The sequence below is a fragment of the Streptomyces anatolicus genome (assembly GCF_019400875.1).
Taxonomy (GTDB): domain Bacteria; phylum Actinomycetota; class Actinomycetes; order Streptomycetales; family Streptomycetaceae; genus Streptomyces; species Streptomyces anatolicus.
Window position 1 is genome coordinate 1 of the sequence record NZ_WMBF01000129.1, and the last position, 15292, is coordinate 15292.

Here is a 15292-nt window from a genome sequence, read left to right on the forward strand (position 1 = left end):
GGATGACTCATGCGTAGGCGCATGAGCGGGGCCGGGCTGGTGGCGGTGGCTATCGCAGTCTTCGTGGTGGCAGGGGGGCCGGGTCCACAGGGGCAGCAGGCCGTGGCCGCCGCCGCGTGCACCGGGGGAACCGCGACAGATTTCAACGGTGACGGCGTCACGGACACAGTCGTCGCCGATCCGAACGCGACTGTGGCGGACGCGGTGCGGGCGGGCCTGGTACGTGTGGTGCTCGGTGACGGCAAGGGCGTCTTCGAGATCTCGCAGGCGACCACTGGCATGAACGCGGTTCCTGAGCGCGGCGACCAGTTCGGCGCCGCACGCGCGGCCTATGACGCCAACGGCGACGGCTGCACCGATCTCGTGGTCGGCGCGCCGTACGAGGACGTGACGAAGGACGGCACCGACCTGCGCGACGCCGGTGCGGTCTACGTCATTCACGGCACCCCCGCCGGCATCGGCGCCGGGTCGTCGGTCGAGAGTTATACGCAGACCCAGTTCGACCCGGGCACGGTGACGGAGGAGTACGACCGCTTCGGCTTCGCCTTGCAGTCAGGCACCACCTCGGCCGGCGCTCCCTACCTGGTCATCGGGGCTCCTGGGGAGAACATCACCAGCGGTGGCAAGGAGTTCGCGGACGCCGGCTGCATCCACTACATGCAGGGCACGAACAAGTCGACCGCCAATGAGGACGACCCGGGCGTCCCCGGAATCGTCGAGGCCCATGACCGCTTCGGCTACTCGCTGACGGGCACGAACCGGTACTTCGCGGTGGGGTCCCCGGGCGAGACCATCGGCACCGGCACCCCGTTCGCCGGAGCGGTGACGGTCTTCAACCACACCCTCACGGGCGGTGCCCCCACGCCCCTGGTCGGTCTCGACCAGGGAGCGTCGGGCGAGGGGTTGGACGGAACGGCCGAGTCGAACGACCAGTTCGGCACGTCGATCGACATGACGAACTTCCGCCCCGCCGACCAGACATACAACTCGGAGGCGCTCCTGGCGATCGGCACTCCGGGTGAGGCCGTCGGCTCGGTGACCAACTCGGGTGCCGTGACCGTACTCCGGATCAAGCCGTCCGGCGCCTACACGCAACTCGCCTCGGTCGACGCCGCCACGGACGGGGTCGAAGGCTTCCCCACCGAGGGAGACTTCTTCGGCCAGCGCGTGGCCCTCGTCAACACGGACACCTCTGCGGTGAGCAGCGACGCCACCATCCGGCTGGCCGTGGGCGTCCCCGGCCGTGACGTCAAGGATGTCAAGGACGCCGGTGCCGTGCACATCCTGCGGCCCTTGGACAGCTCGATCGGCGCGAACGACAAGATCATCACGCGGGCCGCGAGTGGCAGCGTCCTGCCCGGCACGGCAACGGCGCGCGACTACACCGGCACCAGTCTGACCTCGGGCGGCGTCAACCTCTACGTGGGTGTGCCCTACAGCAAGGCGGCGGAGACTCCCAAGGGAGTGCTCTACGTCATTCCGTGGGCGAACCTCACCGGTTCCACCACCACGGGGACCACGACCCTCAAGCCGGGCACGGGCGGGATCCCTGACGCGGGAACCTCCTTCGGCGTGGTCGGGTGACCGGCGACATGGCCAGAGAGAAGCAGACCACCATGAACCGTCTCGCGACCGGCGCACGTCCGGGACGCCGGGCCGCCATGATCGCCGTCACGCTGACCGCGCTCCTCGCCTCCGGGCTCGGGCTCGGACCCGTCGGCCTCGGAGGCGACCCCCGGCCGGCCGCCGCCGCGGACAGGGAACCACCCGCGGCCAGAGGCGCGTCCGAGGCCCGGGTCGCGGCTGCCGAGTCCGGCGAGAAGGTGGAGGTGTCGGCCCTTCGGGACGAACGCAGCACCACCTTCGCCAATCCGGACGGCACCTTCACCACCACCGAGCACGTCCAGCCCATCCGCACCCGCAAGGCCGGGAAGTGGACGGACATCGACACCGATCTCGTCGAACAGGCCGACGGCAGCTACGCGCCGAAGGCCGCACTGTCGGCCATGTCGTTCTCCGGTGGCGGTGACACGACGTTCGCCGAGATCGACAAGGACGGACGGTCGCTCTCCCTCGGCTGGCCGCACAAGCTGCCCCGGCCGAAGGTCACCGGCCCCACCGCCACGTACCCCGACGTGTTCGAAGGCGTCGACCTCAAGGTCACCGCCGACGCCGAGGGCTTCTCCCACGTCCTGGTCGTCAAGAACGCGAAGGCCGCGGACCATCCCGGCCTGGCCGAGCTGGAACTCGCTCTGGACACGGAGTCCGTCACGCTTGAGGAGACGGACGGCGGCGGGCTGGAAGCCGTCGCCGATGGCGGTGGCGGCAGGGTCTTCGAGGCGCCACAACCGATGATGTGGGACTCCAGCCACACCGTCGGATCCGCGCGGAAGGACACCCCATCCGCGTCGACCGCGGACGGGGCCGGGACGGACAGTGCGGTCACCCCGCCGGAGGGCGCTCAGGTCTCCGATGTCACGGTGGCCGCCGACGCGGACTCCGTGACACTGCGGCCCGATGCCGAGCTGCTCAAGGGCGACGACACGGTCTACCCCGTCTACATCGACCCGGTGTACAAGACGGCCAACCGGACCGGTTGGACCATGGTCTCCTCGTACTACTCCTCCTCGGAGTTCTGGAAGTTCGACGACGACGAGGGTGTCGGCCGCTGCCCGGCAGACGTCTCCTACCGCTGCACCAGCGGCAGCGACGTCAAGCGGCAGTTCTTCGCGCTCCCCACGGGGACGTTCGAGGACAAGGACATCGTCTCCGCGGAGTTCGCGGTGACGATGGTGCACACCTACAGCGAGGCCGGTAAGGATGTCCAGCTCGGGCGCGTCAGCTCGGGTGGCGCGAGCGCGATCAGCTCCAAGACCAACTGGGGCAACCAGCCTTCGCTGAAGGACGCCATCACCACGAAGTCGCCGACGAACCCGGCCGGTTCGTGCACGTCGACAAACCAGAACGTCCGATTCGACGTGAGCGGCACGGTCCAGAAGGCAGCGAGCAGCGGCTGGGACACCACGACCTTCCGCCTCAAGGCGGAGGACGAGGGAAGCTACGCGTACTGGAAGCGCTTCTGTGGCAACGCCCAACTGGAGGTCACATACAACCGTCCGCCGCTGCAGCCGGCCATGGACGACCTGAAGATGACTCCGGGCGGTTCGTGTGAGTACGGCAGCGCCGAGGAGCACTACGTCTCCGACGCGCCGAAGCTGAAGGCGTTCCTCAAGGACTACGACCACGGCGACACCGGCAGCAACTCCGAGACGCTGCGCGCCGAGTTCCATGTGTTCTGGACGGTCGGCGGGAAGACGTACGACCGTTACTCGACCACGGCGAAACAGAGCACGGTCGACGCCTCGAAGAGCGGCCAGACGGGTGGCGCGTCGTTCTCGTACACGGTCGGCACGAATCTGGCCTCCGACGAGGACGACGCGAGTTACAGCATCCCGCAGAACGTGACCGTCGGCTGGGCGGTGCGCGGCTCGGACGGCGAGTCGTGGGGCCCGTGGAGCCTGGCGGGCAACGGCACCCGCTGTGAGTTCATCTACGATGCCACGGCTCCCAAGGCCCCCGCGATCAAGTCGTTCCAGTATCCGGACGACGACGCCTGGCACGCGGGTGTCGGGGACTACGGCCTCTTCATCATCGACTCGCCGTCGCCGGACGTGGCCCAGTACAAGTACCGGTTCACCGGCGGAAGCTGGGTGACCGTCGACTCCAGCGGCCCGGGCGGCCCCGCCATGGTGCGCTGGATGCCGCCGGACGAGGGGCCTCTGTCCCTGGAGGCCAAGGCGATCGACGGTGCCGGCAACGCGCAGAAGACACCCACCGCGCACGTCTTCCTCGTCAGCGACGGGCGCGCTCCCGCCGCGGGATGGACGCTCGGCGACGCCAAGGGGTCGACGGCGGCGGCGGGCATGAGCGGCGCGCCCGCGGCGACCGCCGGCTCCGGCGTGACCTTCGGCTCGGAGGGCCCGCTGGGGCCCACGGACACCGCCGCGTCGCTCGATGGTTCGGAGAAGGCCTACCTCGACGCGGGCAAGCCCGCGGTCGACACGAGCGGGACGTTCTCGGTGAGTGCCTGGGTGAACCTGCCCGAGCGGCCGAAGGACGACGTGAGCGTCGTCAGCCAGGACGGGACGGCGGCACCGGGATTCGATCTCGGATACGACGTGGACACCCGGTCGTGGACGTTCCGCACGCCGATGAACGACATGGAGAACATGGGGTCGTGGAAGGTGTCGGGGGCCACGGCCATACCCGGCAGCTGGACCCATCTCATCGGCGTCTACGACGATGAACTCGGCACCATGAGCCTGTTCGTCAATGGTGATCTGATCGAGCGGGACGTGCAGAAGCGCCGGACGAAGTGGAACGCGACCGGCGGCCTGCAGATCGGACGCAAGCTCTCCCTGGACGGCTACACCGCCCACTTCAAGGGCAGCGTCGCCGACGTCAAGGTCTACGACCGAGTGGTGCCGGAGGCCGAGGGTGAGGCACTGGGCGGTATTTCCGCGCGGCAGCTCGCGTACTGGCAGGTGGACGCGGAGACCAGCGGCGTGTCTCCCGAAGAAGCCGGAGGCACCGGCCTGAAGCTGGGCGGCGGCGCCACGGTCTATGTGCCGGACGAGTCCTGCGATCCGCAGGCGGACCCGGAGTGCGTGCCGCCCGCAGAACCGGTCTGGGGCGACGGCCACTTGAGACTGAACGGCACAGGCGCCCATGCGACCCGCGCGGCCGGGCTGCTGGCCAAGGAGGACAGCTTCACGCTGACAGCGCGCGCTCGGCTGGCGACCGCCGGGTCGACGAAGGATCAGACGGTCCTGTCACTGGCGGGAACCAAGGGGAGTGCGCTGACGGTGCGGTATCTGGCGTCGGCGAATCGCTGGCAGCTCGTCGTCACGGACAAGGACGCCACCGGTGCGAGGGCGTCGGTCGTCAACGCGCAGGGCGCGGTGCCGAGCAGTGAGGGGGACGGCGATCACCTGGCGCTGGTCTACTCGGCGGTCTTCGGGGACGCGCTGCTCTACGTCAACGGCACGCTCGCCGGGCAGGTGCCCTGGGACAACACGTGGGACTTCACGACCGCTTCCTTTCAGGTCGGCAGGGTCCTGACGGGTTCCACGGCATCCGGCTTCTTCGATGGCGTCGTCGACGAACTGCGGATGTTCCGGGGGGCGCTGGACGCGAGTGCCGTACCCACGGTGGCCGTTCTGCCGGCCGGTTCGAGCATCGAAGAGACCGTCACGTGACGGTCTGACGCGGGTGGGTGCTCCGTGGCGCGGGTCGTGAGGACCGGCGGCGGAGCGCCCACCCCGTACCTCCCGTACTTCCTTTCTGCTGTCGACAAATCTCTGACTCTTCCTACGGAGCTGCCATGCGCTCGCCCTTCCGGTCACGGTGGCGAATACCGGCTGCCAGGAGCACGGCGCTGGGGCTCGGTATCGCCCTGGCCGTCGGCCTGCTGCCGCAATACGTCCCCGATGCCACTGCCAAGGACGGCGGACTCTCCCGCCCCGCCACCCAGACGAACCTCGATGACCCCGTTGACGGCAGGAACGTCAAGGCCAGGACGTACGGCAAGACGGACGCGGCCCGCCGTGCCGCGGTGAAGTCCGCCGACACCCCCCGGTGGCCGAAGGCGGCCGCGGACAACGTGGAGCTGACCAAGGACAGGAGACCTACTCGGGCCGAGGGGCTGCCGGTCAAGGTGGCCCATGCCGGCAAGGCCGGACCGGCTTCCGTGCGGGTGGCGGTGCTGGGGCGCGAGAAGTCCGAGGCCGCCGGGGTCGAGGCCCCGCTGATGACGGTCGCCCGGACCGACGGAGTCAAGCGTTCCACGCCGGTCGAGGTCGGCCTGGACTACGCGGACTTCGCCGGCGCCTACGGCGGAAGCTACGGCTCCCGACTGCGGCTGGTCGAGTACCCCTCCTGCGTACTGACGACTCCGCGGAAGAAGTCCTGCTCCACGCCCAAGCCGCTCAAGAGCGGAAACGACACGGCGAAGCAGACGCTGACCGCGACGGTCTCCGCGGCGGCGGACACCGGCCCCGCGGCCGGGCAGGGCCGCAAGAAGCGCGCGGCCGGCGCACCCGCCGGAGTCACCGTGTTCGCCGCGACGGCCGGCGCCTCCGGCGATCAGGGAGACTTCGGCGCCACGCCTTTGCAGGCGTCCTCGCAGTGGAGCGTCTCGAACTCCTCGGGTGCCTTCAACTGGTCGTATCCGATCACGGCCCCGCCCGTGCCGGGTGCGCTCTCCCCCTCGGTCTCCCTCGGCTACACCTCACAGTCCGTCGACGGCCAGACAGCGGCCACCAACAACCAGGGCTCATGGGTCGGCCAGGGCTTCTCCTATGAGCCGGGCTACATCGAGCGCCGCTACAAGCCGTGCGCCGACGACGGCCAGAGCGACACCTTCGGCGACCAGTGCTGGGGCGGCGACAACGCCACGATCTCCCTGGCGGGCGGCTCGTCAGGGGAGCTGATCAAGGACGACAAGACCGGCGAGTGGCGGGTCAGTTCCGACGACTTCAGCAAGGTCGAAAAGCTCTCCGGCGCCACGAACGGCGACAACAGCGGTGAGCACTGGAAGGTCACCGACGACGACGGCACCCAGTACTTCTTCGGTCTGAACCGGATGACGGGTTACGGCTCCGGCGACGAGTCGACCAACTCCACCTGGACCGTCCCGGTCTACGGTGACGACTCCGGGGAGCCCTGCTACGACGCGACCTTCGCGAACGCCCACTGCGCGCAGGCCTGGCGCTGGAACCTCGACCACGTCATCGACCCGCACGGCAACTCCATGTCGTACTACTACTCGAAGGAGACGAACTACTACACGCAGGGCCTGAAGACCGGTGAGAACGGCAAGGCCTACACGCGCGGCGGATACCTCAAGCGCGTCGACTACGGCCAGCGCGCCGACAAGGTGTACGCCACCAAGCCCTCCGCACGCATCGTCTTCACCACCGGCGAGCGGTGCATCGGCGACCTGACGGACTGCTCCACCGGAGCGCTGACCGACTCCACCGCGGCCGACTGGCCGGACGTGCCGTGGGACAGCAACTGCAAGGTCAACACCAAGTGCACCGGTCAGAACTCGCCGACGTTCTGGACCCGCAAGCAGCTCAAATCGATCACAACCCAGATCCGCACGGGTGCCGACACGTTCTCGGACGTCGACTCCTGGACACTGGCGCACGACTTCACCGACAACGGTGACGGTTCCAAGTCGCTGTGGCTGAAGTCCATCGACCACACCGGCCGGGTGGGCACCGACGAGTCCGTCCCCTCGGTGAAGCTTTACGGCAAGCAGCTCGCCAATCGCGTCGACGTCGCCGGTGACAACATCCAGCCCTTCATCCGCTTCCGTATGTCGGCGGTGCAGAGCGAATCCGGCGGCGTGCTCTCGGTCAACTACGCCGACACCCAGTGCACTTCGGCGGACCATCCCTCCCCCGGCAAGTCCACCGTCCGCTGCTACCCGGTCAAGTGGAACCCGCCGGGCATCAAGGACCCCGTCACCGAGTGGTTCCACAAGTACGCCGTCTCGTCGGTGGTGGAGAAGGACCTGGTCGGCAACGGCGCGGACCAGATCACCTCCTACAGCTACCTCGGTGACGCGGGCTGGCGGAAGGCCAAGGCCGACGGCCTGACCAAGTCCGAGTATCTGACCTGGAGCGACTGGCGGGGCTACGGCAAGGTCCGGGTGACGACCTCCGACGGCACCGAGAGCGCCTCCAACACCAAGACCGAACACGTCTTCCTCCGAGGGCTGGACGGGGACAGTGACCCCGACGGAGGCACCAGGTCGTCCTCGGTGAAGGACTCCACCGGGACCGACCACACCGACTCCGACTGGAAGTCCGGCTTCGAGCTGGAGACGACCACGTACAACGGTGACAAGGTCGTCTCGAAGTCGATCAACACGCCCTGGACCAAGGTCACCGCTACCCGCGTCAAGGACTGGGGCACCCGTGAGGCCCGGTTCGTCCGGCCCCAACGCACGGACACCTACGAGGCCCTCGCGGTCGGCGGATGGCGCCAGTCGGCCTCGGTGACCAGCTACGACGACGAGACCGGACGCGTCACCCGCTCCAATGACCTGGGTGAACTCGGCGTCTCCGACAACCAGTGCACGCGCACCGAGTACGCCGACAACGTCACCAAACACATGTACGCCTACGTCTCCCGGGTGGAGACGGTGAGCGTCGACTGCGCCACCACCCCGGACCGCTCCAAGCACGTACTCGCCGACGACCAGACCCTGTACGACGACGCCACGACCCACGGCGCCGCACCCAGCCTGGGCAACGCGACCACGGTCAAGCGGCTCGCGTCGCACAACGGCACCGTCGGCACGTACCAGACGGTTTCCACGAGCAAGTACGACCAGTTCGGGCGCCCGGTGCGGGTCACCGACGCGGCCGGCACGGCGAAGACCATCGAGTACACCGACACGAACGGCCTCGCCTCGGCCAAGACCGAGACGAACGCGCTGGGTTGGACCAACAAGACGGAGTACGCCCCGCAATGGGGCGCCCCGCTCGCGCAGATCGACGTGAACGGCAAGCGCACCGAACTCGCCTACGACGGCCTGGGCCGGCTGACCTCGGTATGGCTCCCCGACCGCCCCAAGGCGGACGCCTTCTCCCCGTCGATCAAGTATTCGTACGGCATCCGGACCGCCGGCCCCAACTATGTCCGCACCCAGCGGGTGGAGAACAGCGGCACCACCTACGGCAGCGAGTACACGCTGTACGACGGGCTGCTGCGCCCGCGCCAGGTGCAGACGGACGGCCAGGACGGCGGCCGTCTCATCGCGGACACGTACTACGACGGCTCCGGCCGCACGGTGAAGACGAACGAGACGTACTGGACGACCGGCGCACCCGGGGCCACGCTCTTCGAGCCGCGCAACGCCGACATCGACGCGCAGACGGTGACGGAGTTCGACGGCGCGGGGCGCCCCACCACGGCGATCTTCAAGGTCGCGGGCACCGAGAAGAACCGCACCACATACACGTACGGCGGAGACCGCGTCCACATGGACCCGCCGACCGGCCGGACCGCGACCACGACGATCACGGACACCGATGACCGTACGGTCGAGTTGCGCCAGTACAAGGGGGACAAGCCGCTGCCCACGGGCACGTCGGCGGATTACCTCTCCACCACCTACGGCTACACGCCCGACGGGAAACTGTCCAAGATCAAGGACAACGACGGCAACACCTGGACGTACGGATTCGACCAGCGCCGCCGCAAGATCGAGGCCGTCGACCCGGACAGCGGCAGATCGACGTTCGGCTACGACGAGCTCGACCGCCAGACCTCGGTGACCGACTCCCGCGAGAACACCACGACGACCGTCTACGACGTGCTTGGCCGCACGAAGTCGACCTGGCAGGGCGCGGCGGAAACGGGCACGAAGCTGTCCGCCTCCACCTACGACACGGTCGCCAAGGGCGCCCTGTACGGCACCTACACGTACAAGGGTGGCGCGGTCCACTCCTCGGTGACCTATCCGCTCCTCGACGAGAGGAACGACTACAAGCCCACCTCGACGAAGTACTACCTCTCCAAGACGGCCGAGCCCGAACTGGGCGGCACCTACGAGTTCCAGACGCAGTACAACAACGACGGCACCGTGCAGGGCCAGAACTTCCCCGCCGCGGGAGGTTTGTCGGCCGAAGCCGTCTCGTACCAGTACGACTCGCTGCAGCGGCCCGCCGCGCTCAACTCCTCGCTCGGCGGCGGCACGTACGTCCCCCAGGCTAAGTACTCGCCCACGAACCAGCTGGAACAACTGCAGCTGTCGACCGGCGGGGCCTCGGACAAGAAGACCTGGCTGAACTACTACTACGAGCAGGGCACCAAGCGGGTCAACAGGGCTCTCTTCAGGGTCGAGGACGCCACTTCGGAGCCGTACGACGCGAGATACACCTACGACGACGGCGGCAACGTCCTCTCCATCGTCGACGACCCGGCGGGCGGGACCCGCGACGCTCAGTGCTTCCGCCACGACAGCCTGCGCCGGACGACCGACGACTGGACGTCCTCCCAGGCGTCGGACGGCGCGGTCGGCACGGGCAAGGCGGACGCGGCCTGCGCGTCGGCCCCCTCCACGAGCACGGTCGGGGGAACCGCGCCGTACTGGCACAGCTACGACTACGACGCCACTGGGAACCGCACCGCGCTGACCGACCACGGTGTCGACGGCTCGGCGACCTCGACGCAGAAGTACAAGTACGGGGAGAACGGCGAGGGACCGCACCAGCTGACGTCGGTCACCACGGACACGGCGGCGACCGGCACCAAGCCGGCGGTCACCTCCGTGGACACCTACACGTACGACGCCGCGGGCAACACCGAGACGCGCGTCCTGAACGGTGACACCCAGAGCCTGACCTGGGACAAGCAGAACGAACTGACCAAGGTCACCAACGCCGACGGCAGCGCGTCGTCCTACGTCCACGACGCATCGGGCGCCCGCCTGCTGCGCAAGTCGCCGACCGAGACGACGTTCTACCTGCCCGGCATGGAGCTGCACCTCGACGCTTCCTCCAAGACGGTCAAGGCCACCCGCTACTACACCTTCGGCGGCCAGACCGTGGCGGTACGCGACTCCGGTGGCGTCACCTTCCTGGCCGGGGACCATCACGGCACGGCCCAGCTCGCCGTCGACGCGACCACTGGTGCGACGCAGCGCCGCCGCCTCGACCCCTTCGGCGCCGGCCGCGACGTCGACTCGGCTGACCCCTCCAAGTGGGTGGACGACAAGGGATTCGTCGGCGGCACGAACGACGACACCTCGGGCCTGGTCACGCTGGGCGCACGTGAGTACGACGCTTCGACCGGCCGCTTCGTCTCGGCCGACCCCATCATCGACTTCACCGAACCCCAACAGATCAACGGCTACGCCTACAGCTACAACAACCCGGTCACCTTCTCGGACCCCGACGGTCTGAAGCCGATCGACTGCATCTACAACGGCATCCAGTGCAGCATGAAGAGCAACGGTGGCTGGAAGGTCAAGGCCACCAAGACCTACTACAAGTACTACGGCGTCAAGGCCCCCGACGAGTCACCGGCGGTCTACAAGGCCCGGCAGCAGCGGGCAAAGGCTGACGCCGCGAAACAGCGCGCGATCGCCATCGCCAAGGAGCTCGGTCAGATCCTGGCGGACGAACTCGGGATCACCGACGCGCTGGACTGCTTCACGACGGGCGCGCTCGGCTCGTGCGGAGCCACGGCGGCCAACATCGTCACCTCGCTCATCGGCGGCGGCCCCGTCGGCAAGTTGGTCGCCAAGTACTGGAACCGCCTCGACAAGGCTTACGCCCTGGGCAAACGGCTCGTCAGCCTGAGCAAACAGCTGTGGGGGACGTTCAAGAGCTGGCGCAAGAGCGACAAGGCGGCGGATGCGGCCGAGGCTTGTGTGAGCAACAGCTTCACACCCAAGACCAAAGTGCTGATGGCCAACGGGAAGGCCAAGGCCATCGCGGACGTCGACATCGGCGACAAGGTCCTGGCGACGGACCCGAAGACCGGTGAGACCAAGGTCAGGACGGTCACGGCAGAGATCAAGGGCAAGGGCGTCAAGCACCTCGTCCGGGTCACGATCGACGTGGACGGCAGGAAGGGCTCGAAGACCGCCTCGGTGACGGCCACGGACGGGCATCCGTTCTGGGTCCCGGAGTTGGGGGAGTGGGCCGACGCCGGGGACCTCAAGGCGGGGGAGGCACTGCGTACCGGTGCGGGGACGCTGGTCGAGATCGCTGCGGTCAGGAAGTGGACGGCCTCTAGCGCCACGGTGCACAACCTCACTGTTGGTGAGTTGCATACGTACTATGTGCTGGCAGGGGCCGCGCCGGTCCTGGTTCATAACTGCGGTAACGCAGCGACTCATGACGTCGGGAACGTTGTCGATAATCTCGACGACAATGTCTACTTCCATTACACGAGTGAGGGAGGGCATGGTGGGATTTTGGCCGATGACGGTAGTCTCAGGATTGGTGCCAACTCCGCCGGAAAGGTCCATGTGACCCAGGAAATTGGAAGCCCGGCAGAGATCGAGCAGAACATCTTCATCGGTAGCCCAATGTATGCCGGAAAGGCCGACTATATGTTCGCCTTCCGGATGTCCGAAGGTGTTGAGCTTGGTCGGGGATCTCAGTCAAATGAGCTGATTACGAGAGGCTCGTTGAAGATCCCGGCGAGGAACGTCCTCTTCCATGGAAGGAACCCCTTCTGATGTCAGAACTGGTCGAGTTCGACAACTTTGCCCAGGTGGAGATGCTGCTCCGTGCCGGCATGGAGCTTAAGTTCGAGCTCTCCGACGATGCGGACGTGCTCAATGGGAGTCCGGTCTACGCGTCGGCGCTTAATCACCTTCGCGAAGGTCTGATCTCTGGATTTGGTTCGAGCTCAACGCCAGGGAGAGCGCAGAAGCAGGCTGACTGGTATCAACTCTCGCAGCATCAGCATCGCTGGCGCCTCATTGCGAGAAGGGCCGCTCTGCATCCGCGGTGGCGTAACCTGACCGCAGTCGAAATGCGCCACTGGGTTGAAACGCTCGCAGCGCCACTCGCAGTGGATGATGGGGCGCTGGAGGCCATCAAGACGGTAGTCGAAGAGATACTTGATGGCCACTGACGGAAACCCTCTCCGATAATCCAGTCAAGGCCCCATCGGGTTTTTCCGGTGGGGCTTCTGGAGCGTCTGACGGCAACGTCAGCCGACGACGGCTGCAGTGGGCGGGACGCCGGGACCGTCGTCGCCCTTGCCGAAGGAGTCGATGCTCTGGCGTTGCAGGCGGAGACGAACGTAGACGTCGGCGGTGATGTCGATGTGGGCGTGGCCGAAGAGTTTCTTGATGACGACGAGGTCGACGCCTTGTTCCAGGGGCGGAGTGGCTGTCGAGCGGCGTGGAGGAGTCGGCAGCAGCAGCGCGCATCGCCTACGCCGATGGCGAGACGTCGCCAGTTCAACGCCGGCCCTCTCCGACGAGTGCACCGAACTCCGGTTCGTGCCGCCAGCCTCCGGCACTTCCTGGAACAGTGCGAGAAGCCTTACCTGGGCTGAACCGTCTCCGGCCCTAGCGACGGAAGGAAAACTTCGCACAACCACGGACACTCAGGCCCGTCACCGGGCCAGCAATAGTGGCACGTAGCACGCCTCTTATGTGCTGGCGGGCGAGAGAACGGCGATAGTGAGGGACCGCCAACCGTCGTTCCGTCTCGCCGCCCCAGGATTCTGCAAACGGCGTGTCCTCGCTGTCCGGCCTGCGCTAGACGGCAGGGTGGGGGTCGTCTCGCAACTTACACAAGGAAAGATCAAAGGTATTGGTAGCTAATAGTCCTGTGGTTGCATTCCTGATGAAAATCGAGCAAGGGTGTCTGATCTTGCGGGATGCGGGAAGTGAGGATGATGTCAGCGACTGGGACCCGGCGTCGAGCAGCTGGTATCGAGAGGGTAGTTCACTCATCTTTGGCGTTCAGGCTGGTGTCGACGGTCCTGTCGATTGTGAGGTGTGGAAGTCGGCTCCGCCCGTCACGCTTCCTGAGAACCTATTTGAGGTCTCGCTCCCGTGTCCGTCCGGGTGGCTCGTATTGCACGATCCGAACGAAAACATCCGCATGCAATTCGTGGGATCCTGGGGTTCTGTGTTCTGTTCCGTAATGGTGGACGAGCCGCAATTTCCGTCAAAGGTTCAGATATTTCTGAGGGGTGAAGGCAAGTAGCGCTGGGCCGGTCACATTTGCCGCCAAGCCCGCCAGGTAGTCGTGCTGGCGAATGCCGCTCGCGCCAAGTCCGGGGAGAGTGAGGAGCGGGCCGCCGACTCCTAGCTCTCAAAAGGCGGCGTCTCAGGGTGCGGGCCGCTGGCCCGTCGGCGGCGCCGCGTTCTCCGTGCGGCTCAGATGGACCAGGTGGGCCACCGTCGGCGCCGTCCGCTTCGTGCGGATGCGGCGGAGGTACGTACTGACCGTGTGCACGCTGATGCCGAGCCGCCTGGCCACCTGCTTGTGGGAGAGGCCCTCCGCGATGTGCGCCAGTACCTGGCGCTCTCTGTGAGATAACGCCGGTGCGCTCTGGGGGCGACTGGTTGCTGGCATCTTCCCTCCGGGAGGGACTGGCGGCGACTTCTACGAGCTTCTACGAGCTTCTGCAAGTTTCTACGAGGTGTGATCGCGCCTTGATCTAACCACGGTCGTGCGGAAACAGAAAGGAATCCCGGCGGGCTGGTCCGTACCGGGAGCCGCCGAGACGTGGCGTGTTGTCAAGTCACCAACTTGGGTGACTTTAGGCGCGCTTCGGAGCGGGTGAGTGTGAAGCCGTCCCGGCCGAGCGCGGCCCGGATGATCGTGGGAGTGGCGACACAGAGGCGGACCAGGGGGAACGTTGAGGCACTTTCGCCTGCTCGTCGTGGGTAACGGCGTCTCGGCGTACGGCAGTTACCTGAACATGGTCGCCCTGAACGTCTTCATCTACGAGGTGACCGACAGCGCCCTGGCCGCCGGGCTCTTCATGGCCGTACGTCTGATGACCAGCGTCGTATCCGGCTTTGTGAGCGGACGGCTGGTCTCGGCGTACGACCGCAAGAGGTTGATGGTCGGCGCCGATCTCACGCAGTGCGTCGCCATGGTAGCGCTGCTGATCGCTCCCGCGGGCGGACGTGCGGGGCTTCTGTACGTACTCGCCGTCGTCACCGGGTTCTGTTCCACCCTCTCGGGCGTCGCCCTGCGCAGCAGCATCCCCGAGATCGTCGGCGCTGAGCTGCGGGTCCGCGCCAACTCCCTGCTGGCAACGGGGCGTTCGCTCGCCATGATCGCCGGGTTCGCCTCGGCGGGCGTCGTCGTCGCGCAGCTCGGATACGTCGCCGCCATCTCCCTCGACGCCGCCTCCTTCGCCGTGTCGGCGAGCGTGCTGATGTCCCTTCCCATTCGCACCAAGGCCAAGGCCTCGAAGAGTGCAGAGAGAGGGGAGCGTGGGGGGAGTGCGGAGGCATGCGCTTCTCGTGGGGGGAAGAGTGAGCGGCTCGGCGCCCTCGTTCTGCTGCGCGCCGCGCCCGTCCTCGCCGTGATGATCGCCGTCCGGGCCGCCGACGGGCTCGGGTCCTCCTCGCACAACGTCGCCCTGCCCGTCTATTCGAGTGCCCTCGATCCGTCCCATCCGGCCACGTTCGTCAGCCAGTTCTGGGCCACCTGGGCCATCGGCAACATCGTCATGCAGCAGCTGTGCGGGCGCTTGGCCGGGCGCGGTGGGCGGCAGGGGCCGGGGG

Annotated in this window: 6 protein-coding genes and 1 pseudogene; 5 read left to right on the forward strand and 2 right to left on the reverse strand. The window is 67.1% G+C overall.

Features of this window, described 5'->3' with window-relative positions:
- Window positions 1-45: 45 nt before the first annotated feature.
- The 4 genes from GKQ77_RS14385 (at window position 46) to GKQ77_RS14400 (ending at window position 12666) form a co-directional block, all read left to right on the forward strand.
- Window positions 46-1584, forward strand: coding sequence for a VCBS repeat-containing protein (locus tag GKQ77_RS14385; RefSeq protein WP_308117667.1), 1539 nt, complete (start codon window positions 46-48; stop codon window positions 1582-1584).
- 8 nt (window positions 1585-1592) lie between these two features.
- Entirely contained in the window at window positions 1593-5258 is a 3666-nt protein-coding gene (locus GKQ77_RS14390; protein ID WP_258021330.1) for a LamG-like jellyroll fold domain-containing protein, read from the forward strand.
- 125 nt (window positions 5259-5383) lie between these two features.
- Window positions 5384-12265, forward strand: coding sequence for a polymorphic toxin-type HINT domain-containing protein (locus GKQ77_RS14395; RefSeq protein WP_219689131.1), 6882 nt, complete (start codon window positions 5384-5386; stop codon window positions 12263-12265).
- On the forward strand, window positions 12265-12666 hold the full coding sequence (locus GKQ77_RS14400) for a hypothetical protein (RefSeq protein ID WP_219689132.1): 402 nt from the start codon (window positions 12265-12267) through the stop codon (window positions 12664-12666). The genes GKQ77_RS14395 and GKQ77_RS14400 overlap by 1 nt, the downstream gene beginning before the upstream one ends.
- A 78-nt stretch (window positions 12667-12744) precedes the next feature.
- On the opposite strand, the pseudogene GKQ77_RS14405 reads toward GKQ77_RS14400, so the two are convergent.
- Together GKQ77_RS14405 and GKQ77_RS14410 are read right to left on the reverse strand one after the other, a co-directional pair.
- Window positions 12745-12939 (reverse strand): annotated as a pseudogene (locus tag GKQ77_RS14405) (site-specific integrase); the annotation flags it as partial.
- Between the two features lie 938 nt (window positions 12940-13877).
- Window positions 13878-14126, reverse strand: a complete 249-nt coding sequence (locus GKQ77_RS14410) for a response regulator transcription factor (protein ID WP_219689133.1) — start codon at window positions 14124-14126, stop codon at window positions 13878-13880.
- A 286-nt stretch (window positions 14127-14412) separates the two neighbouring features.
- Between GKQ77_RS14410 and GKQ77_RS14415 the strand changes: the two genes are divergently transcribed.
- A partial coding sequence (locus GKQ77_RS14415) for an MFS transporter (RefSeq protein WP_219689135.1) occupies window positions 14413-15292 on the forward strand: 880 nt, incomplete at its 3' end.

Bases quoted from the DNA above. Each gene is read 5' to 3' on its own strand.
- GKQ77_RS14390 (WP_258021330.1), top strand. From the start codon at position 1,593: ATGGCCAGAGAGAAGCAGACCACCATGAACCGTCTCGCGACCGGCGCA.
- GKQ77_RS14395 (WP_219689131.1), top strand. From the start codon at position 5,384: ATGCGCTCGCCCTTCCGGTCACGGTGGCGAATACCGGCTGCCAGGAGC.
- GKQ77_RS14400 (WP_219689132.1), top strand. From the start codon at position 12,265: ATGTCAGAACTGGTCGAGTTCGACAACTTTGCCCAGGTGGAGATGCTG.
- GKQ77_RS14410 (WP_219689133.1), bottom strand. From the start codon at position 14,126: ATGCCAGCAACCAGTCGCCCCCAGAGCGCACCGGCGTTATCTCACAGA.